Annotated in this window: 20 protein-coding genes, 1 tRNA gene and 1 pseudogene; 12 read left to right on the forward strand and 10 right to left on the reverse strand. The window is 55.4% G+C overall.

Features of this window, described 5'->3' with window-relative positions; translation table 11 throughout:
• The first annotated feature begins 33 nt into the window (after nt 1–33).
• Nucleotides 34–558 (forward strand): lipocalin family protein, encoded by a 525-nt coding sequence (locus K6R05_RS16875; RefSeq protein WP_061061424.1) that lies wholly within the window; start codon nt 34–36, stop codon nt 556–558.
• 55 nt (nt 559–613) lie between these two features.
• Here K6R05_RS16875 and K6R05_RS16880 read toward each other — a convergent pair whose 3' ends face one another.
• From K6R05_RS16880 to efp, 3 genes are all read right to left on the reverse strand, one after another.
• A complete protein-coding gene (locus tag K6R05_RS16880) occupies nt 614–748 on the reverse strand; it encodes an entericidin A/B family lipoprotein (RefSeq protein ID WP_003848302.1) in 135 nt (44 codons plus the stop codon).
• A gap of 102 nt (nt 749–850) precedes the next feature.
• Nucleotides 851–982 (reverse strand): entericidin A/B family lipoprotein, encoded by a 132-nt coding sequence (locus K6R05_RS16885; RefSeq protein ID WP_003848306.1) that lies wholly within the window; start codon nt 980–982, stop codon nt 851–853.
• Nucleotides 983–1033: 51 nt separating this feature from the next.
• Nucleotides 1034–1600 (reverse strand): elongation factor P, encoded by a 567-nt coding sequence (gene efp / locus K6R05_RS16890; RefSeq protein ID WP_010251979.1) that lies wholly within the window; start codon nt 1598–1600, stop codon nt 1034–1036.
• A 42-nt stretch (nt 1601–1642) separates the two neighbouring features.
• Between efp and epmB the strand changes: the two genes are divergently transcribed.
• Complete coding sequence (gene epmB, locus K6R05_RS16895; protein ID WP_222924700.1) at nt 1643–2671, forward strand: EF-P beta-lysylation protein EpmB; 1029 nt, start codon at nt 1643–1645, stop codon at nt 2669–2671.
• A gap of 52 nt (nt 2672–2723) precedes the next feature.
• Here epmB and K6R05_RS16900 read toward each other — a convergent pair whose 3' ends face one another.
• The 4 genes from K6R05_RS16900 to K6R05_RS16915 form a co-directional block, all read right to left on the reverse strand.
• Nucleotides 2724–3071: a DUF4156 domain-containing protein gene (locus K6R05_RS16900; RefSeq protein ID WP_008925394.1), complete on the reverse strand. Its 348-nt coding sequence runs from the start codon at nt 3069–3071 to the stop codon at nt 2724–2726.
• 324 nt (nt 3072–3395) lie between these two features.
• A complete protein-coding gene (groL, locus tag K6R05_RS16905) occupies nt 3396–5045 on the reverse strand; it encodes a chaperonin GroEL (RefSeq protein ID WP_003848314.1) in 1650 nt (549 codons plus the stop codon).
• A 48-nt stretch (nt 5046–5093) separates the two neighbouring features.
• Nucleotides 5094–5387 (reverse strand): co-chaperone GroES, encoded by a 294-nt coding sequence (locus K6R05_RS16910; protein ID WP_009092502.1) that lies wholly within the window; start codon nt 5385–5387, stop codon nt 5094–5096.
• 228 nt (nt 5388–5615) lie between these two features.
• Nucleotides 5616–6077 carry an FxsA family protein gene (locus K6R05_RS16915; RefSeq protein ID WP_222925504.1) on the reverse strand — a complete coding sequence of 154 codons (462 nt, stop codon included), beginning with the start codon at nt 6075–6077 and terminating at the stop codon, nt 5616–5618.
• 328 nt (nt 6078–6405) lie between these two features.
• On the opposite strand from K6R05_RS16915, the gene aspA reads away from it, so the two are divergent.
• From aspA to K6R05_RS16945, 6 genes are all read left to right on the forward strand, one after another.
• On the forward strand, nt 6406–7842 hold the full coding sequence (aspA, locus tag K6R05_RS16920) for an aspartate ammonia-lyase (protein WP_150011885.1): 1437 nt from the start codon (nt 6406–6408) through the stop codon (nt 7840–7842).
• Nucleotides 7843–7953: 111 nt separating this feature from the next.
• Nucleotides 7954–9255, forward strand: coding sequence for an anaerobic C4-dicarboxylate transporter (locus K6R05_RS16925; protein WP_161731767.1), 1302 nt, complete (start codon nt 7954–7956; stop codon nt 9253–9255).
• A 64-nt stretch (nt 9256–9319) separates the two neighbouring features.
• Nucleotides 9320–9634 carry a divalent cation tolerance protein CutA gene (cutA, locus tag K6R05_RS16930; protein WP_161731765.1) on the forward strand — a complete coding sequence of 105 codons (315 nt, stop codon included), beginning with the start codon at nt 9320–9322 and terminating at the stop codon, nt 9632–9634.
• Nucleotides 9610–11310, forward strand: coding sequence for a protein-disulfide reductase DsbD (locus K6R05_RS16935; RefSeq protein WP_222924701.1), 1701 nt, complete (start codon nt 9610–9612; stop codon nt 11308–11310). Before cutA ends, K6R05_RS16935 begins: the two co-directional genes overlap by 25 nt.
• A 63-nt stretch (nt 11311–11373) precedes the next feature.
• Complete coding sequence (gene dicD / locus K6R05_RS16940; RefSeq protein WP_161731761.1) at nt 11374–11952, forward strand: division control transcriptional repressor DicD; 579 nt, start codon at nt 11374–11376, stop codon at nt 11950–11952.
• A gap of 107 nt (nt 11953–12059) precedes the next feature.
• Nucleotides 12060–12135, forward strand: a tRNA-Phe gene (locus tag K6R05_RS16945).
• 267 nt (nt 12136–12402) lie between these two features.
• Here K6R05_RS16945 and K6R05_RS16950 read toward each other — a convergent pair.
• The 3 genes and pseudogenes from K6R05_RS16950 to K6R05_RS16960 all read right to left on the reverse strand — a co-directional run.
• Nucleotides 12403–13572 carry a Gfo/Idh/MocA family protein gene (locus K6R05_RS16950; protein ID WP_222924702.1) on the reverse strand — a complete coding sequence of 390 codons (1170 nt, stop codon included), beginning with the start codon at nt 13570–13572 and terminating at the stop codon, nt 12403–12405.
• 10 nt (nt 13573–13582) lie between these two features.
• Entirely contained in the window at nt 13583–14500 is a 918-nt protein-coding gene (locus K6R05_RS16955; RefSeq protein ID WP_222924703.1) for a TIM barrel protein, read from the reverse strand.
• 197 nt (nt 14501–14697) lie between these two features.
• Nucleotides 14698–15282 (reverse strand): annotated as a pseudogene (locus K6R05_RS16960) (LacI family DNA-binding transcriptional regulator); the annotation flags it as partial.
• 334 nt (nt 15283–15616) lie between these two features.
• On the opposite strand from K6R05_RS16960, the gene K6R05_RS16965 reads away from it, so the two are divergent.
• From K6R05_RS16965 to K6R05_RS16980, 4 genes are all read left to right on the forward strand, one after another.
• Nucleotides 15617–16660 carry a Gfo/Idh/MocA family protein gene (locus K6R05_RS16965; RefSeq protein WP_222924704.1) on the forward strand — a complete coding sequence of 348 codons (1044 nt, stop codon included), beginning with the start codon at nt 15617–15619 and terminating at the stop codon, nt 16658–16660.
• Nucleotides 16661–16678: 18 nt separating this feature from the next.
• Nucleotides 16679–17557 (forward strand): sugar phosphate isomerase/epimerase family protein, encoded by an 879-nt coding sequence (locus K6R05_RS16970; protein WP_150011911.1) that lies wholly within the window; start codon nt 16679–16681, stop codon nt 17555–17557.
• A gap of 218 nt (nt 17558–17775) precedes the next feature.
• Nucleotides 17776–18642, forward strand: coding sequence for a glutathione-dependent disulfide-bond oxidoreductase (gene yghU, locus K6R05_RS16975; RefSeq protein ID WP_161736376.1), 867 nt, complete (start codon nt 17776–17778; stop codon nt 18640–18642).
• Nucleotides 18643–18653: 11 nt separating this feature from the next.
• Nucleotides 18654–18950, forward strand: a complete 297-nt coding sequence (locus K6R05_RS16980; protein WP_161736375.1) for a DUF1330 domain-containing protein — start codon at nt 18654–18656, stop codon at nt 18948–18950.
• Nucleotides 18951–19019 lie beyond the last annotated feature (69 nt).

Raw genomic sequence — 19019 nt, forward strand, 5'->3', positions numbered from 1 at the left:
ACTTAAGCGGTTAAATCACAAAGGAATCCCACTATGTCTCCATGGAAAACAGTTGTTGCCAGCCTGAGTGCTTTTCTCTCTGTTGCCTGTAGCACCACGCCGCCAAAGAACGTCACGGTCGTTGATAACTTTGACAGCCAGCGCTACCTCGGTCAGTGGTATGAGATTGCCCGCCTTAACCACCCCTTTGAGCGTGGCCTTGAGCAGGTGACGGCAAACTACAGCCCGCGTGAAGATGGCGGTCTGAAAGTGATCAATCGTGGCTATAACGTCAAAAAGCAGCGCTGGCAGGAGAGCGTCGGTAAAGCCTACTTCACTGGTGAACCCCAGCGTGCGTCACTGAAAGTCTCTTTCTTTGGCCCCTTCTACGGCGGCTATAACGTTATCGCACTGGATCCCGACTATCGCTATGCGCTGGTGTGCGGCCCGAATCGCCACTATCTCTGGATACTGTCACGGACACCCCAACTGGAGCCGGGCGTGAAAGAGAAACTGGTTGAACAGGCGCGTCGGGATGGTTTCCCGGTCGAAGAGTTAATCTGGGTAAAACAGAAATAGTGCAGAATATGACAAGCCGGTACGAAAAGTCTTTCGTACCGGTTGGAATAACAGGTTACTTCGTGCTGTTCTGAATCGCCTGGCCACCCGCTTCAACATCTTCACCGACGCCACGCGTGGTATTACACGCCGTCAGCAGAGAAGAGAGCACCAGTACAGAGAAGATTGCGGCAATACTTTTCTTTAACATAACAATGTCCTTTTTGATGGATGTAAAGTACAGCGCTTTAAGCATAGCCGGATTTCAGGCAGTTGCTGCTAGCGGGACTCTAAAAAGGACAATCAGTTAAGGTCATTTTGCCGCACGCGAAATGGCACCGCCTAAGTGGGAGACATCTTCGCCAAAACCGTGGAATGTGTTGCAGGCGCTAAGCGCAGAAGAGACCAGCAACGCGAATGCGATTAATTTTGCCAGCTTGATCATTTTTTTCTCTCAGACAAGAAAAAGGCGCATCAGAAGATGCGCCTGCGAATCTTATTTTACGCGTGACACGTATTCGCCAGAGCGGGTGTCAACTTTGACCACTTCGCCTTCCTGAACGAACAATGGCACTTTCACCACGGCGCCGGTAGACAGCTTGGCTGGCTTGCCGCCAGTACCCGCCGTATCACCTTTCAGGCCTGGATCGGTTTCGATAACTTCGGCTTCGATAAAGTTCGGCGGCTGAACGGCAATTGGACGACCGTTCCACAGCGTAACGATACATTCAGCGTTATCCTGCAGCCATTTTGCTGCATCGCTTACCGTCTTCTCTTCAACCTGGAACTGCTCAAAGCTTTCCGGGTGCATGAAGTGGTAGAACTCACCGTCGTTGTACAGGTAGTTCAGGTTGGTATCTACTACATCTGCGCCTTCGGCGGAGTCGGTAGATTTAAAAGTTTTCTCAACGCGAGAACCCGTCAGCAGGCGACGCATTTTAACGCGTGCGAATGCCTGACCTTTACCCGGTTTAACGAACTCACTGGATTCGATGGCATACGGCTCGCCTTCGAACATGATTTTAAGACCGGGACGGAAATCGTTGCTAGAATAAGTCGCCATGAAGGCCCTCTACGAAAATTGACACTGGTACTAAGCCAAAAAATGGCACACATTGTAACCCTAAAAACACCTTCCAGAGAAGATTGGTTGCAGCAACTTGCGGATGTTGTCACTGAACCTGATGAATTACTGCGGATTTTAGCCCTTGATCAGCACACTGAGCTGGCTGAGGGCGCGGATGCGCGGCGTCTTTTCGCCCTGCGTGTTCCGCATGCGTTCATCCGCCGGATGAAAAAAGGCGATGCGCACGACCCGCTGCTGCTTCAGGTGCTGACCCGCCGCCAGGAATTCATCGATGCGCCAGGTTATAGCACCGATCCGCTCGATGAACAAAGCAACGTTGTACCTGGATTGCTGCATAAATACCGAAACCGGGCATTATTACTGGTAAAAGGCGGCTGCGCCGTCAACTGTCGCTACTGCTTTCGTCGTCATTTTCCCTATCAGGACAATCCCGGCAACAAGCGTAGCTGGCAGGCTGCGCTGGACTATATCGCCGATCATCCTGAGCTGGATGAGATCATTTTTTCCGGCGGCGATCCGTTGATGGCGAAAGATCATGAGCTTGCCTGGCTGCTCGCGGCGCTGGAACCGATCCCGCACGTGAAGCGTCTGCGCATCCACAGTCGTTTACCGGTAGTGATACCGGCGCGCATCACCGATCAGCTCTGTCAGATGCTCAGCGAAACCCGCCTGCAGGTGCTGATGGTGACGCACATCAACCATGCGCAGGAGATTGATGATGAGCTGCGTGAGGCGATGAGCAGCCTGAAGCGTGCCGGTGTCACCCTGTTGAATCAGAGTGTACTGTTGCGTGGCGTCAATGATAATGCCCGGACGCTGGCCACGCTGAGCAATGCGCTGTTTGATACGGGTATCCTGCCTTATTATCTGCACGTACTGGATAAGGTACAGGGTGCCGCGCACTTCTTTGTGTCTGATGAGGAAGCCCGTCAGTTGGTGCGTGCGCTGCTGTCACAGGTCTCGGGTTATCTGGTGCCAAAGCTGGCGCGAGAAATTGGTGGGGAGCCAAGTAAAACACCGCTGGATTTACAGTTACGTCAGGAATAAAAACGGCCAGCGAAAAGCTGGCCGATTCAACAAAGCAGGCGCCCGAGTCACATTATGGGCACTTATATACCTGGCCGGTCATTTTGCTGTCGAGTGGCGCGAACGCGGACAACAGATTCTGCGTCGGGCTGGTTGCACCGTAAATGACGTTGCCGCCCATCTCCGCTGCGCGATTGCGCAGGTCATTGGCTGCACCACGCAGCGCGCTGGTTTCGCCGCCAGCCCCGCTCAGCCAGTTGCTCTGTGAGCCGGTGATATTGCCCAGAAGCTGGCAGTTATTGCCAGGCTGCTGATCGGTAAACGTCACGCGCTGTCCTGCTGAAGAGAGTTGCGTAGAGCTGCTGCAGCCCGCCAGCAATAACGCGCCAGCCGTCAGTCCGAGCAAGAGGTTAATCCGCATTGTAATCCCCATTTATTATCATCAGAGTCGGGTGGCAGCGTAGCAGAAAAAGATCGCTTTTTTCTGAACATTCATTGCCTTAATCCCGTTATATCACCTCAATATTTCATACTGTGTTCAGGCTGACAGCTTTGCGCTTTCCGATGAGCTTACGGCCGTAAGTCAATCTGGCAGGGCGGTAACAGTCAGCGAGCAGACAGCGGGAGATATCAAGAGGAAAGACGAACGATTGCGCCACTACTTATACTATTTTCCTGCCCAAAAGAAAAACCCCCGACCGTTTCCGATCGGGGGTTCTGTGATGACTTAAGCAGTCAACGGCAATTACATCATGCCGCCCATACCGCCCATGCCACCCATACCGCCAGCGCCGCCGCCTAAATCAGGTGCGTCGCCTTTTGGCAGGTCAGTGACCATACATTCGGTGGTGATCATCAGACCCGCAACAGAGGCCGCGTACTGCAGAGCAGAACGGGTCACTTTGGTTGGGTCCAGGATACCGAAGTCGATCATGTTGCCGTACTCTTCAGTCTGCGCGTTGTAACCGTAGTTACCGTCGCCCGCTTTCACGTTGTTAGCAACAACGGATGGCTCTTCACCGGCGTTAGAGACGATCTGACGCAGTGGAGATTCCATTGCGCGCAGCGCAACTTTGATACCGACGTTCTGATCTTCGTTCTGACCACGCAGATCGGCCAGCTGTGCGGCAACGCGAACCAGCGCCACACCACCACCAGCAACCACGCCTTCTTCGACAGCAGCACGGGTTGCGTGCAGCGCATCTTCAACGCGGGCTTTCTTCTCTTTCATTTCAACTTCAGTGGCTGCGCCAACTTTCAGAACGGCTACGCCGCCTGCCAGTTTCGCTACGCGCTCCTGCAGTTTTTCTTTGTCGTAGTCAGAGGTTGCTTCTTCGATCTGCTGACGAATCTGGGTGACACGGCCCTGGATTGTCGCCTCTTCACCCACACCGTCGATGATGGTGGTGGTGTCTTTGTTGATCACAACGCGTTTAGCCTGACCCAGATCTTCCAGCGCCGCTTTTTCCAGCTCCATACCGATCTCTTCAGAGATCACGGTACCACCGGTCAGGATAGCGATATCCTGCAGCATAGCTTTACGACGGTCGCCGAAGCCTGGTGCTTTAACCGCGGCCACTTTCACGATGCCGCGCATGGTGTTAACCACCAGTGTTGCCAGCGCTTCGCCTTCAACATCTTCCGCGATGATCAGCAGTGGTTTGCCCGCTTTCGCAACGGCTTCCAGCACTGGCAGCATTTCACGGATGTTAGAAATTTTCTTGTCAGCCAGCAGGATGAACGGCGATTCCAGTTCAATCGCACCAGTTTCTGGCTTGTTGATGAAGTAAGGAGACAGGTAGCCACGATCAAACTGCATACCTTCAACCACATCCAGCTCGTCCTGCAGGCCGGTGCCTTCTTCAACGGTGATCACGCCTTCTTTACCGACTTTTTCCATCGCCTGAGCAATCAGCTGGCCTACGGTTTCATCGGAGTTAGCAGAGATAGTACCAACCTGCGCAATTGCTTTAGAGTCTGAGCAAGGTACAGACAGCGCTTTCAGTTTCTCAACCGCAGCGATAACTGCCTGGTCGATACCGCGCTTCAGGTCCATCGGGTTCATACCCGCTGCGACCGCTTTCAGGCCTTCAGTGATGATTGACTGTGCCAGTACGGTTGCCGTGGTGGTACCGTCGCCCGCAGCGTCGTTCGCTTTAGAGGCCACTTCTTTCACCATCTGCGCGCCCATGTTCTCGAACTTGTCTTCCAGCTCGATTTCACGTGCGACAGAAACACCATCTTTAGTGATGGTCGGTGCACCAAAAGATTTATCCAGAACCACGTTACGGCCTTTAGGGCCCAGGGTAACTTTTACTGCATCTGCCAGTACGTTCACGCCACGCAGCATTTTTACGCGAGCGTCATTACCGAATTTTACGTCTTTAGCTGCCATTTCAATTGTCCCTTAAATTCGTTTCGTTCAGTGAGTTACGCGAAAAAATTACGCTTCAACAATCGCCAGAATGTCGCTTTCAGAGATGATCAGCACTTCTTCGTTGTCGATCTTTTCGGTTTTAGCACCGTAACCTTCATTGAAGATCACGACGTCACCAACCTTCACGTCCAGCGGCTTAACGTCGCCACTCTCAAGGATGCGGCCATTGCCGACAGCCAGAACTTCACCACGGGTGGATTTACCGGCTGCAGAACCGGTCAGCACGATGCCGCCAGCTGATTTAGCTTCAACTTCTTTACGTTTGACGATGACGCGATCGTGCAATGGACGAATTTTCATTTGATAGCTCTCCTTTGAGAAGTCCAATCATTCAGTTTTGGGGTTGAACACCGGGCTGCATGGCTTCCGGCCTCGTGACCAGAGAGATAGGGCCGCTGCCACCCACTTTCAAGGGGACGGACAATAAATTTTTTACCCGCGAGTAATAAGTGATGGCTTTTTGAACAGAGGATGAGGCAAATAAAAAACGCAACCCGAAGGTTGCGCTTTCAGAAGCTGGGGCTGCAGTTAACGATCCTTGTGATCGTCATGATGCTCAAGGCGATTGCTGTCTTTACGCTCGAACTCGCCATCCATAGTGTAGCCGCTGTCAGGCCCGGCTCCCGGCCCGCGCCAGACGCGCAGATGAGGCATCAGTTTCAGCGTCAGATGCTTCTGCACCGGTGGCAGCAGCAACAGCAGGCCCAGCAAGTCAGTAAAGAAACCAGGCAACAGCAGCAGGAAGCCCGCGATGATCAGTGATACGCTTTTGATCATCTCATTGGCCGGGCTTTCGTTACGCGCCAGCTTCTCCTGCATCAGCATGAAGTTCTTCATGCCCTGATTTTTAACCAGCGAAACCCCGATGCACGAGGTAAAGACCACCAGCAGCATGGTCAGCAGCACGCCCATGACGTGTGCAACCTGAATGAAGAGTGAAATCTCGATCCAGGCCAGAATAAAAAAGACTAATAACGGTATCCAGCGCACCGTACTCTCCTGTAAGTAGGGGCTGAACGGCAGCGTGCCGGTCAGCAGAAAGCGTTCATCCTGAGGATGATAAGAAAAGAGATGGGCACCCGCGCCGCCATTTTCAACCGATCCTGTCAAATTTATCCTGCAGGGTTAATTTTGTAACCAACTTCACATATCGTTAACCAGACGGCAGCATTAAGTGATCTGCATGCGTGCTTTTCTTATGCATCAGAATATGATCGCACATGCCACTGTGAAGACGGATAATATGTCGGCACGGGCACACCACAACAAAATAAACACATCCTTTGTGATGGTTAGCGGCAACAACAAGAAGGTTATCATGGCGAACAACATTCGTATCGAAGAAGACCTGTTAGGTATGCGCGAAGTTCCGGCGGATGCCTATTATGGCGTTCATACTCTGCGTGCGATTGAAAATTTTTATATCAGCAACAGCAAAATCAGCGACATACCTGAATTTGTCCGCGGTATGGTTATGGTAAAAAAAGCGGCGGCGATGGCCAATAAAGAGCTGCAGACCATTCCGCGTAATATTGCCGATACCATCATTAAGGCCTGCGACGAAGTGCTGAACAACGGCCGCTGTATGGACCAGTTCCCCGTGGATGTTTATCAGGGCGGTGCCGGGACCTCGGTCAACATGAACACCAATGAGGTGCTGGCAAACATCGGCCTGGAGCTGATGGGCCATCAGAAAGGGGAATATCAGTATCTTAACCCTAACGATCATGTGAACAAGTGCCAGTCCACTAACGACGCCTACCCGACCGGTTTTCGTATCGCAGTTTACAGCTCGCTGCTGAAGCTGCTTGATGGCATCAGCCAGCTGGCCGAAGGCTTCCAGCGCAAAGCCGATGAATTCCAGACCATCCTGAAAATGGGCCGCACCCAGTTGCAGGATGCCGTGCCGATGACCCTCGGCCAGGAGTTTCACGCCTTCAGCGTGCTGCTGAATGAAGAGACCAAAAGCATTCTGCGCACCGCTGAACTGCTGCTGGAAGTGAACCTGGGCGCGACCGCGATCGGTACCCGCCTCAATACACCGGAAGGCTACCAGCACCTTGCGGTTCAGCGTCTGGCGGAAGTCAGCAACCTGCCGGTGGTGCCGGCGGAAGATTTGATTGAAGCGACCTCTGACTGCGGTGCTTATGTGATGGTCCATTCATCGCTGAAACGTCTGGCGGTGAAGCTTTCTAAAATCTGTAACGACCTGCGCCTGCTCTCCTCCGGTCCGCGCGCTGGCCTGAACGAAATTAACCTGCCAGAGCTGCAGGCGGGTTCCTCTATCATGCCGGCCAAGGTCAATCCGGTCGTGCCAGAGGTCGTTAACCAGGTCTGCTTCAAAGTGATTGGCAACGACATTACCGTGACGATGGCCTCTGAAGCGGGACAGTTGCAGCTCAACGTGATGGAGCCGGTAATTGGCCAGGCGCTGTTTGAGTCAATCAGCATCCTGACGAATGCCTGCTACAACCTGCTGGAGAAGTGCGTTAACGGCATCACCGCCAACCGCGCGGTGTGCGAAGCCTACGTCTTCAACTCGATTGGTATCGTCACTTACCTTAACCCGTACATCGGCCACCACAACGGCGACATCGTTGGCAAAATTTGCGCAGAGACCGGTAAAAGCGTGCGTGAGGTGGTGCTGGAGCGCGGCCTGCTGACGGAAAGTGAGCTGGACGATATCTTCTCGGTGCAGAACCTGATGTACCCGGTTTATAAAGCGAAACGTTATACCGATGAAAATGAACAGTAAGGCTTAATCGACGCTGGTTAACCAAAGGCACACCGCGATCAACACGGTGTGCCTTTTTTTTTGTTACACAGCACACCCAGGTTTTACCGGTTTACTTTTCAGGAGTGATTCATGTTTGTGGTTGAGCTGCTTATCGTCTTAATGGCGATCTGGTTGGGTGCCCGTCTTGGCGGCATTGGTATCGGGTTCGCCGGCGGCATGGGCGTGCTGGTGCTGACGCTGGGATTTGGCATGGTGCCCGGTGCTATCCCGTTCGATGTGATTGAAATCATCATGGCGGTGATCGCCGCAATAGCCGCCATGCAGGTAGCGGGCGGCATGGATTATCTGGTGAGCCTGGCGGAACGCCTGCTGCGCCGTCATCCGCGCCACGTCACGCTGCTGGCCCCGCTGGTGACCTACCTGATGACGCTGCTGGCCGGAACCGGGCACACCGCGTTCTCAACGCTGCCGGTGATTGCCGAAGTCGCGAAAGAGCAAGGCGTTCGCCCTTCCCGACCGCTGTCGATTGCGGTGGTGGCTTCGCAGATTGCGATTACCGCGTCACCGATTTCCGCTGCGGTGGTCTTCTTCGCCACGCTGCTTGAACCGCATGGCGTCAGCTATATCACGCTGCTGGCGATTGCCATCCCCTCAACCATGGTGGGTCTCTTCCTGGCGGCACTGGTGACGAACTTCCTGGGCAAAGAGCTGAAAGATGATGAGGTCTATCAGGCGCGTCTCGCCAAAGGCGAAGTCACGCTGCGCGGTACCAGCGTCTTCCAGGCAAAACCGGGCGCGAAAAAATCGGTGCTGCTATTTCTGATTGGTATTGTGGCCGTGGTGCTCTATGCCACCGCGACCAGCGCCAGTGTCGGGCTGATCGTCAATCCGCCGCTGCCACGCAACGAAGCGATTGTAGTGTTTATGCTGACCATCGCCACACTGATTAGCCTGACCTGCAAGCTCGACACCAGCGAGATCCTCGGCGCCAGTACCTTTAAATCCGGCATGAGCGCCTGTATCTGCGTGATGGGCGTCGCCTGGCTGGGCGATACCTTTGTCAAAGCGCATCTGGCAGATATTCAGATGCTGGCGGGCGACACACTGAAAACCTATCCGTGGATGCTGGCGCTGGTGCTGTTCTTCGCCTCGATGCTGCTCTACTCACAAGCCGCCACCACCAAAGCATTGATGCCCGCCGCGCTGCTGCTGGGCGTGACGCCGCTGACGGCCATCGCTTCCTTCGCGGCGGTGTCCGCGCTGTTTGTGCTGCCGACCTACCCGACCCTGCTGGCCGCCGTGGAGATGGATGACACCGGCTCAACCCGGATTGGCAAGTTTGTCTTTAACCACGCCTTTATCATTCCCGGGGTAATCGCCATTGCGTTGTCGGTACTCTCTGGCTTCGTCTTTGGCGGATTGCTGCTATAGCGCACTCCTCGTGTTACGGATGGAGCGTGCTATCATCGGCGCTCTTTTCAACAGGAGTCACAGGATGAACGCTGTCGTGATCCTCTGCACTGCGCCCGATCAGGCCACGGCAGAGCACCTTGCTGGCTTAGCGCTGGAAGCCCGACTGGCGGCCTGCGTCACCATGCTGGCGGGCGCCACCTCATGGTATCTCTGGCAGGGCAAAATGGCGCAGAGCAGCGAAATTCAGATGCTGCTGAAGTGCGACAGCGATCATCAGCAGGCACTGTGTGATCTGCTTAAAGAGGCCCACCCTTACGACGTACCCGAATTGCTGGCGCTGCCGGTTCAACATGGAGACAGTGAATACTTGTCATGGCTGCACGCATCTCTCGCTTAATTACGCTTCTGCTGACGCTGTTTATCTGCCTGCAGACGCACGCATCGCTTTTTTCAAACCCGGCGACCAGCCGTTTTGTGCCGGTCGATCAGGCGTTTACGTTTGACTTCGATCAGCAGGGCGCGCAGCTCAACCTGCACTGGAAAGTGAAATCGGGTTACTACCTCTATCGCCAGCAGATCCACATCACGCCGCAGAACGCGACGATGACGCCGCTGACGCTGCCCGCCGGTCAGCCGCATGAGGATGAGTTCTTTGGCAAAAGTGAGATCTATCCGCAGGACCTGACGCTGCCGGTGACGCTGCAACAGGCAGGCCCTGATGCCACGCTCAGCGTCACTTATCAGGGCTGTGCCGCCGCTGGATTCTGTTATCCGCCGGAGACGCGCAGCGTGCCGGTAAGTGAGATTGCAGCCAGCAGCGCGCCAGCACCGGTCAGTGCTCAGCCCGCGCCCGCCAGTCCGCTACCCTTTTCTCCGCTCTGGGCGTTATTAATCGGCATCGGCGTGGCGTTTACCCCCTGCGTACTGCCGATGTATCCACTGATCTCCGGCATCATCCTTGGCGGACAGCGCCACTATTCGCTGGGCCGGCTGTTCGCGCTGGCGATGGTCTATGTGCAGGGGATGGCGCTGACTTATACGCTATTGGGACTGGTGGTTGCGGCAGCGGGTCTGCGTTTTCAGGCCGCATTACAGCATCCTTACGTTCTTTTCTCGCTCTCACTGCTGTTTATCGTGCTGGCGCTGTCGATGTTCGGCCTGTTTACGCTGCAACTGCCCGCCAGCCTGCAAACCCGTCTGACCCTGTGGAGCAATCGTCAGCAGGGTGGCTCGCTGCCCGGCGTCTTCCTGATGGGGGCACTGGCGGGTTTGATCTGCTCGCCCTGCACCACGGCCCCGCTCAGCGCCATTCTGCTTTACATCGCGCAGAGCGGAAATCCGTGGGCCGGTGCCGGAACGCTGTGGCTCTATGCGGTGGGAATGGGATTACCGCTGATCGCCGTGACCCTGTTTGGTAACCGGTTGCTGCCGAAAAGCGGCCCGTGGATGCAAACCGTTAAAGAGGGCTTTGGTTTTGTCATCCTGGCGCTGCCGGTGTTCCTGCTGGAACGGGTGCTGGGCGACGCGTGGGGAGTGCGGCTCTGGAGCCTGCTCGGCGTGGCGTTCTTCGGCTGGGCGTTCAGCGTCAGCCTGCGCGCCAGCAGCGGTAAGTGGCGCGTCGTGCAGATTATCATGCTGGCCGCTGCGCTGATCAGTGCACGCCCGTTGCAGGACTGGGCCTTTGGTGGCCCGGCGGCGCAGCAGGCTGTGGCACCGCTGCCGTTTCATACCATCCAGACACCGCAGCAGCTCGATAGCGCGCTGCAGCAGGCCCGCGGCCGCATCACCATGGTCGATCTCTACGCTGACTGGTGCGTCGCCTGCAAAGAGTTTGAAAAATATACCTTTAGTGACAGCGCCGTGCGCGATAGCCTGAGTCAGGTACAGCTGCTCCAGGCCAACGTCACCGCCAACAACGCCAGCGACAACGCGCTGTTGCAGCATCTTCAGGTGCTGGGTTTACCGACGATTTTGTTCTTCGATGCGCAGGGCCGTGAAATCCCCGACTCGCGCCTCACCGGATTTCTCAATGCCGCCGACTTCAGAGCGCATTTGCAGAAACTTACCCCGTAAACAACACTGGAGTCAGGTCATTGCCCGGTGAATGACCGGGCCTGCATACCAGAGGAGAGTCACTTGCAGCGTGAACAGATACTCGAGCATGCATTGAATGTGCTTGAACAGAACGGCCTCGCCGCCACCCTCTCATTGGAAACCCTGGCGGGACAGACTGAATTAACCCTTGAGCAGCTTCAGCTGTTCTGGCCCGATCGTGACGCTCTGCTCTATGATGCGCTGCGCTATCATGGCCAGCAGATCGAAACCTGGCGACGCCAGATCCTGCTGGATGCGTCGCTGTCACCGGATCAGAAACTGATGGCACGCTACGAAGTCCTGAGTGAGCAGGTCAGTAAAGGACGCTTTCCGGGCTGCCTGTTTATCGCCGCCTGCAGCTTCTACCCGCAGCCCGATCAGCCCATCCATCAACTGGCCGAACAGCAGAAACGCGGCTCATGGCAGTTCACCCACGACATTCTGGTTGAGCAGGCGCTGGACAACCCCAGCATGGTGGCCGATCAGATGGAGCTGATTCTTGAAGGCTGCCTGAGCAGGCTGCTGGTGAAACGCAATGTGCAGGATGTCGCCACAGCCCAGCGTCTGGCCGAGGATGTCTACAGCATCGCGCTGTGCCGCAAAAATGGCGCGCTGGCCTGATGTTTTGCCCGTTTTGACTGAAAATCAGGCAATCAGTCACGTTTCCAGGGGTTTTTTAGTGAAAGCCGTTGACGACCCGCGGCCTTTACGGTTTAATGCGCCCCGTTGCCCGAATAGCTCAGTCGGTAGAGCAGGGGATTGAAAATCCCCGTGTCCCTGGTTCGATTCCGGGTTCGGGCACCAAAATTTAAAGAACCCGCCTCTGGCGGGTTTTTTGCTTTTGTGGTGCGAACCCGTTATCGAAGGTTCGATGCACTCGCCACATCCTGTGGCTCACCCTCCGGGTCGCGCGAAGCCGCGCGATGCAAAAATGCTCCCGGCATTTTTGTCCGGGTTCGGGCACCAAAATTTAAAGAACCCGCCTCTGGCGGGTTTTTTGCTTTTGTGGTGCGAACCCGTTGTTATCGAAGGTTTGATACATGCGCCACCTCCTGTGGCTCGCCCTGTGCTTTAGCACGCCACCCACACCGCCCCGGCATCCGCTGATTTCACGCACTGCGCCACCCAGCGCACGCCCGCTAATCCGGCATGCACATCGGGATACCAGAAATCCTCCAGGAAGGCGGTGTCACGGCGATCGGTGGCATCCATCGCCAGCGCGAAGCGGCGATAGAGATTCGACCAGGCTTCAAATAACCCTTCGGTATGGCCTCCGCCAATGCGATCCTCTTCCAGCGCGCGCGGGCTGAGATAACCCATGCCGCGCTCCAGAATGCGAACCGGCTCGCCCTGCACTTCGTAGCGCAGCTGGTTTGGCTGCTCATCCCACCACTCCAGACTGGCTTTCGATCCGACCACGCGAATCTTCTGTCCGTGCATGGAACCCGCATTCACCGCCGAGGCCCAGAGCGTACCCACCGCGCCGTTGTCATACTCCATCATCACAAAGGCGTTATCCTCCAGCGGCGCACGCGAGGCGACAAAACTCTGGCGCGAACAGAGCAGACGCGTCACCTTCAGCTTCGGCAACATCGTTTCGGCGATAAACAGCGGATGTGTTGCCAGATCGCCTAACACGTAGCTCGGGCCGACAAAGCGCGGATCGACCCGCCAGCGGGTGCTTTCACTCTGCAACTCCACCGCCTCATTATGGAAGCCGTGAGCAAACTGCAGATTTACAATGCGGATCTCACCCAGTATGCCTTCAGCGATCATCTCTCTGGCCTGATGAATCAGCTGATGCCCGGCATAGCCGTAAGTGACGCCGACAATCTTCTGCTTCTCCCGGCTAAGCTGCTCCAGCTCATCGGCCTCTTCGACCGTAAAACAGAGCGGCTTCTCGCACACCACATGCAGCCCGGCATTCAGCGCCGCACGGCAGATGGCGAAATGGGTATTGTTAGGCGTGGCGATCGACACCGCCTCAATGCCATCTTCACGCCCAGCTTCTTCGGCGAACAGGCTGGCGTAGTCGGAATAGCAGCGTTCAGGTGCCACACCCAGTGCCTGACCAAACTCGCGGCCGCGCGCCGCGTCGATATCAAATGCCCCCGCCAGCAATGCAAAATTGCCGTCACGCTGCGCCGCCGAACGATGAATATAGCCAATCTGACTGGTGCCGCCGCCGCCGATCATGCCCCAGCGCAGCGAGCGGTTAACTGCTTTTTTACCGTTAATCATGCTGTTGTCCTCAGAATCCTGTTGATCGGAGATAGTCCAGGCTGGCTTTCACATCCTGCAGGCTGGTGTCGGCATGACGCGGATCGCGCTCCTGCTCGATGGTGATCCAGCCCTGATAATGACGTTCATTCAGCAAGCTGCGCACGGCCGGATAGTCGATTGCGCCCTGCCCCAGCGGACACATCACCCCCTGTGCGCAAGCAGTGAAAAAGTCGAGTCCGCGTGAGAGTGCATCACGCCAGACCCGTGGGTTAACGTCTTTAAAGTGGAGGTAATCAATGCGCGACCAGTACTGCTCCAGCGACGCGACCGCATCCATCCCGGCGTAATAGAGATGGCCGGTATCCAGGCACAAACCTGCAACCTCATGCGGAATGTCAGAGACCAGCTGTGCCAGCTCATCGGCAAACTCAATGCAGCCACCCGCATGCGGATGGATCACTGGCCGCACGCCATACTCCTGCCAGGCGATCTCACTAAGAATGGTGATGTGCTGCATCATGCGCTGCCAGTCGTCAGCGGAAAGCCGTGGTGCTTTTTCACACTGACCGGCATATTTCGCCCGCTCCGGATTGCCGAAATCAATGATCACCAGATAAGGCGCGCAGGCACCGGGCGTTTTAGTCGCGACTGGTACGCTGGACAGCGTGCGGCACAGATCGTGGGTCAGCGTTACCAGCGCAGGAAAATGTGCCTCACTGACTAAATCATCGAAAATCGTGCCTGCCACCAGAGAAAGCTGATGTGCATTAAGCTGCCGGGTCAATTCGGCGGCATCGGTTGGCAGATAGCCCCAGGGGCCGAGTTCAATACTGGGATAGCCGGCCTGCGCGGCTTCGGTCAGGACTTTCTGCCACGGCGGCAGAAAGGGATTAGCGGGATCATCCACGCCCCAGCTACAGGGGGCATTCGCAATATGAAAGGTCATGATATCTGCCTGTGCAGTGAAAACTGCTGGCAGTATCAAATAAAAATTTCATCTCAGACAACAATGAAAGTTTCATTTTTTGATAGAGATCGCGTTTAAAAATCCCGTTAAATGATAGATTACTATCAAATAATAGCTAACCTGTTATTTCTACAGGTTTTCAAGCGTTACGATCTCAAATGGTACGGTCACCTGTGCAAAATGGTCAGGCTGACCGGCTCACGCAGCAGATGATGTGCCATCCAGGCCGCAGTGCGTCCTGCTTTCTGATTATCGATGCCAATAAATCCGGCATGGTCACAGGGCGAGAAATCGGAGAACAGCGCGTAAACCCGCACGCCCAGCCGTGAAACATCCTGGATTGCGTGACGGATCAGCGGGTGATCCAGCGCCACCAGCGCAATCACATCACTGCGCTGTGCCAGCTGACGCAAGGAATGCGCGACGGCTTCAACCTCGTGAATATCATGCCAGCAGAATTCAGGTTCGCTACCCTGTGGCTGCTGCGCCCTGAGCTGCTGCTTCAGCGCCTCGCCCAGCTGCTGATAAAACGAATAGCGGGCAGGCAGCAGGATAAAGCTCACGCGGAGTGCGGCTGCAGCCAGTGGCGCGGTGGTCTGGCTGTGCGCCTGGGTCAGGCGATAGCCCAGTTCACGGGCCGCAGCCAGCACCTTCTGCTCGGTCACACTGCGTACCGGCGCTCGGCGGTTCAGCACCCTGTCTACCGTCGCCACACCCACGCCCGCCGCCTGCGCAATGGCCGTCATCGTCACTTTTGACATCACCCTTCTCCTGCTTTTCCTGTTCCCATTAACTAACGGCTACGTCTTTATGTTCTGTTGTTTAAAACAGCACGACTTTATCGCGACAGGGCCATTTCCTCTCATTTATTTGATAGAAAATCAGAGCTAACTTTGATCTTTCTCTCAAAATGAAACATTCATTTCTTTTCGCATTCTCTTTAAAACGTTCATTTGCTAAAAAGGGTAAAAATCCCGAACCGATCCGACCGATCCGGTTGATGGGATCACATCATTAAAAGGTTAGAGCGGTGACGGTGAGCTTTTTATAGTGGAGACCTGAGCCCCCCAGCCTGCACGTAAAAAAGGAAAAGTAATGTTCCCATCAACGCTTCCGGCTCCACGCACAACCGATGCCCGCCAGGTTCCGCAACTGCGCTGGGGCATTATCGGGCCAGGTTGGATCGCCGACCATTTTGCCCATGCGCTGCACCAGCATACCCACCAGCAGATCACGGCGGTGGCTGCGCGCGACCCGGCAAAAGCACAGGCCTTTGCTGACAAATGGTCAATCGGCCATGCCACAGGCGACCTCAATGCGATGCTGGCACGGGATGATGTGGATGCGGTCTATATCTCGACACCCCACAACCACCATTTTCCCGATGGCCTGCGCGCGATTGCCGCCGGAAAGCATCTGCTGATCGAAAAACCGCTGGCGCTGAATGCGCAGCAGGCGATTCAGCTTAAACAGGCCGCTGCGGCCGCGAACCGGCTCTGTATGGAGGCGATGTGGTGCAACTTTGCACCGAAGTATGACGTCATTCGTCAGCTGCTGGCGGATGGCGTACTCGGTGACGTCCACACCCTGATTGCCGATCACGGTGAGTTTTTCACTCCGGATCACCGCATCTTCAATGCCGATCTGGCGGGCGGTCCGATGCTCGATCTCGGCAGTTATCTGGTGGCGCTTAGCGTGTTTGCTGGCGGCGGTGCGCCTGACACGATCGTCGCCCGTGGTCAGCCCGTCCCGGATGGCCGCGTCAACGGTCAGACGTCGATGCTGTTTACCCATCAGCACGGCATGCAGTCGGTGCTGAATACTACCCTGTTCAGCAACACGCCCGGCTGCGCGGTGATTGCCGGTCGCGACGCCACGCTGGAGCTGGCGGGCCAGTTCTATGCACCCGGTAACTTCACGCTCACTTCCAGCAATCGGCGTCACCGCCTGCAGTGGCAGGAACCCACTAACCGCTATGAACAACTCTGTCATGAGATTAACCACTTCGCCTGGTGTATCGGCCAGAGCCTGATCGATTCGCCTGTCCATTCGCTTGACCAGGCGATCATCACCCTGGCCACGATGGATAACGTCAGGCAGCAGATTGGCGTGACCTTCAATGAAGAACAGCAACCTTAACGTGCCTGGAGCAGAAAGATGAAAATCGCTTTTGATGTGGATGTGATTAAAGATTTAGGTATCACCCGTATGGTTCATCAGGTGGCCGACTGGGGCTACAAATATATCGAACAGTCGCCGCATCCGCAGATCAACCCGTTTTATAAACATCCCAAAGCCAGCCGTGAAATTATCACCGAGTATAAGAATGCATTGAGCGCCACCGGGCTGGAAATCTCTTCTTTTATCGTGGTCTATCGTTGGTCCGGCCCGGATGAGCTGCGCCGTCAGGCGGCGGTGAAGAACTGGAAGCGGATGATTGAGATTGCGGTTGAGATGGGTGTGCAGGTCATTAACACCGAACTCTCCGGCACGCCTAACGAGCCGGAAATCTGTGAAGAGATGTTCTATCGCTCAATGGAAGAGTTGCTGCCGATTATCGAACGTGAAGGTATCCGCGTCGAAATTCAGGCCCACCCGTGGGATTTCTGTGAAGAGAACAATGAAACCGTGGATATCGTGAAGTCGTTCCGCAGCGATAACGTGAAGTATATCTACAGCGCGCCGCACACCTTCTTCTATGACAAAGGCAAAGGCGATGTGAAACCGATGCTGGAGTATGCAGGTGACGATCTGTCCCACATGCTGATCGCCGACACCATGAACCATACGAAACACTGTCGCTATATCGTTAACCCGCCAGGCGTGGATGCCACTATTCACCAGCATGTTGGCGTTGGCGAAGGTGAAGTCGACTTCGATACCCTGTTTAAAACCCTGCGCGACACCGGTTTTGCTACCCGCAGCCATAAAGTCGGTGGTGAACCGATTATCGCGGCGTCACTGTTTGGTTACCCGGAAAAGATGAAGGTGCAGGCGATTGAAACCCGCGAACTGATTGAGCGCGAACTGCTGTAAACCTGCCTGCCGTGCAGTCGTTGCTGGCTGCACGGTGATGTCCGCGCAGGACAAACATCGCCCCGTCTGACACACTTTTGATCACTTTTCCCCTGGGCCGCTCCCCGCCTGACATCGGCCCGTCACAACACGCCCTCGCGCAGCCAGCAGAGTTAAACCGCCTTCGCAGCACCTGCTACACTCCAGACCAATATCACATCACAAGGCGAACTTTCATTATGTCGGAAAATGCATATCAGCCCGCAAAAGTCTGGACCTGGGACCCTGAAGCCAAAGGTAACGGCGCTAAAACTAATCGTCCGTTCGCTGGTCCCACCCATGAAAAAGCGTTGCCGGTCGGCAAACACCCTCTGCAGCTCTATTCGCTCGGCACGCCTAACGGCCAGAAAGTCACCATTTTGCTGGAAGAGCTGCTGGCGCTTAACGTCAACGATGCCGAGTATGATGCCTGGCTGATCCGTATCGGCGACGGCGACCAGTTCTCAAGTGGTTTTGTCGACGTGAACCCGAACTCAAAAATCCCGGCGCTGAGCGACCACTCAGCAACACCGCCGATTCGGGTATTTGAATCAGGTAATATCCTGCTCTATCTGGCAGAGAAATATGGTTACTTCCTGCCGAAAGATATCGCTGGCCGCACTGAAACGCTGAACTGGCTGTTCTGGCTGCAGGGCTCAGCGCCTTACCTTGGGGGTGGTTTCGGCCATTTCTATCACTACGCGCCAGAAAAAATTGAGTACGCCATCAACCGCTTCACCCTGGAAGCGAAGCGCCAGTTTGACGTGCTGGATCGTCGACTGGCCAATAACCGCTATCTGGCCGGTGATGACTACACTATTGCCGACATCGCCACCTGGCCGTGGTACGGCAACATGGTGCTCAACGATCAGTATGGCGCTGCCGAATTCCTGGATGTGCAGTCCTATAAAAACGTGGTGCGCTGGGCGAAAGAGATCGCACAGCGTCCTGCCGTCATCCGTGGCCGCAAGGTTAACCGCGTTATGGGTGACCCGGCCGATCAACTGCATGAGCGTCATGATGCAGCCGATTTTGACATTAACACTGAAGATAAACGCCAGGCGTAAAGGAGCCCACAATGAGCGCATATGTCATCTTTATTCGCGACAAAATTACTAACCCTGAGGAATTCGCTATTTACGGCGAGAAAGCGGGCAAAGCGCGCGGCGACCATCCCATTACGCCGCTGGCGTTTTATGGACAGCTTGAGACGCTGGAAGGACCGGAAGCGGACGGCGTAGTCGTGCTGGAGTTTCCGACGGCTGAAGCAGCGCACGGCTGGTATGACAGCCCGGAATATCAGGAAGCGAAACAGCATCGCCTGAAAGGTGCAGAATACCGTGTGGTGCTGGTCCAGGGTGTAGAACAGTCATAGCATGTCATGACTGTGAGAACAGTAAGCCGTAGCCATTAAGGTGCGGCTTAAATTCTCATTCGCCAACAG

The organism is Pantoea alfalfae (assembly GCF_019880205.1).
In the GTDB taxonomy this organism is placed as follows: domain Bacteria; phylum Pseudomonadota; class Gammaproteobacteria; order Enterobacterales; family Enterobacteriaceae; genus Pantoea; species Pantoea alfalfae.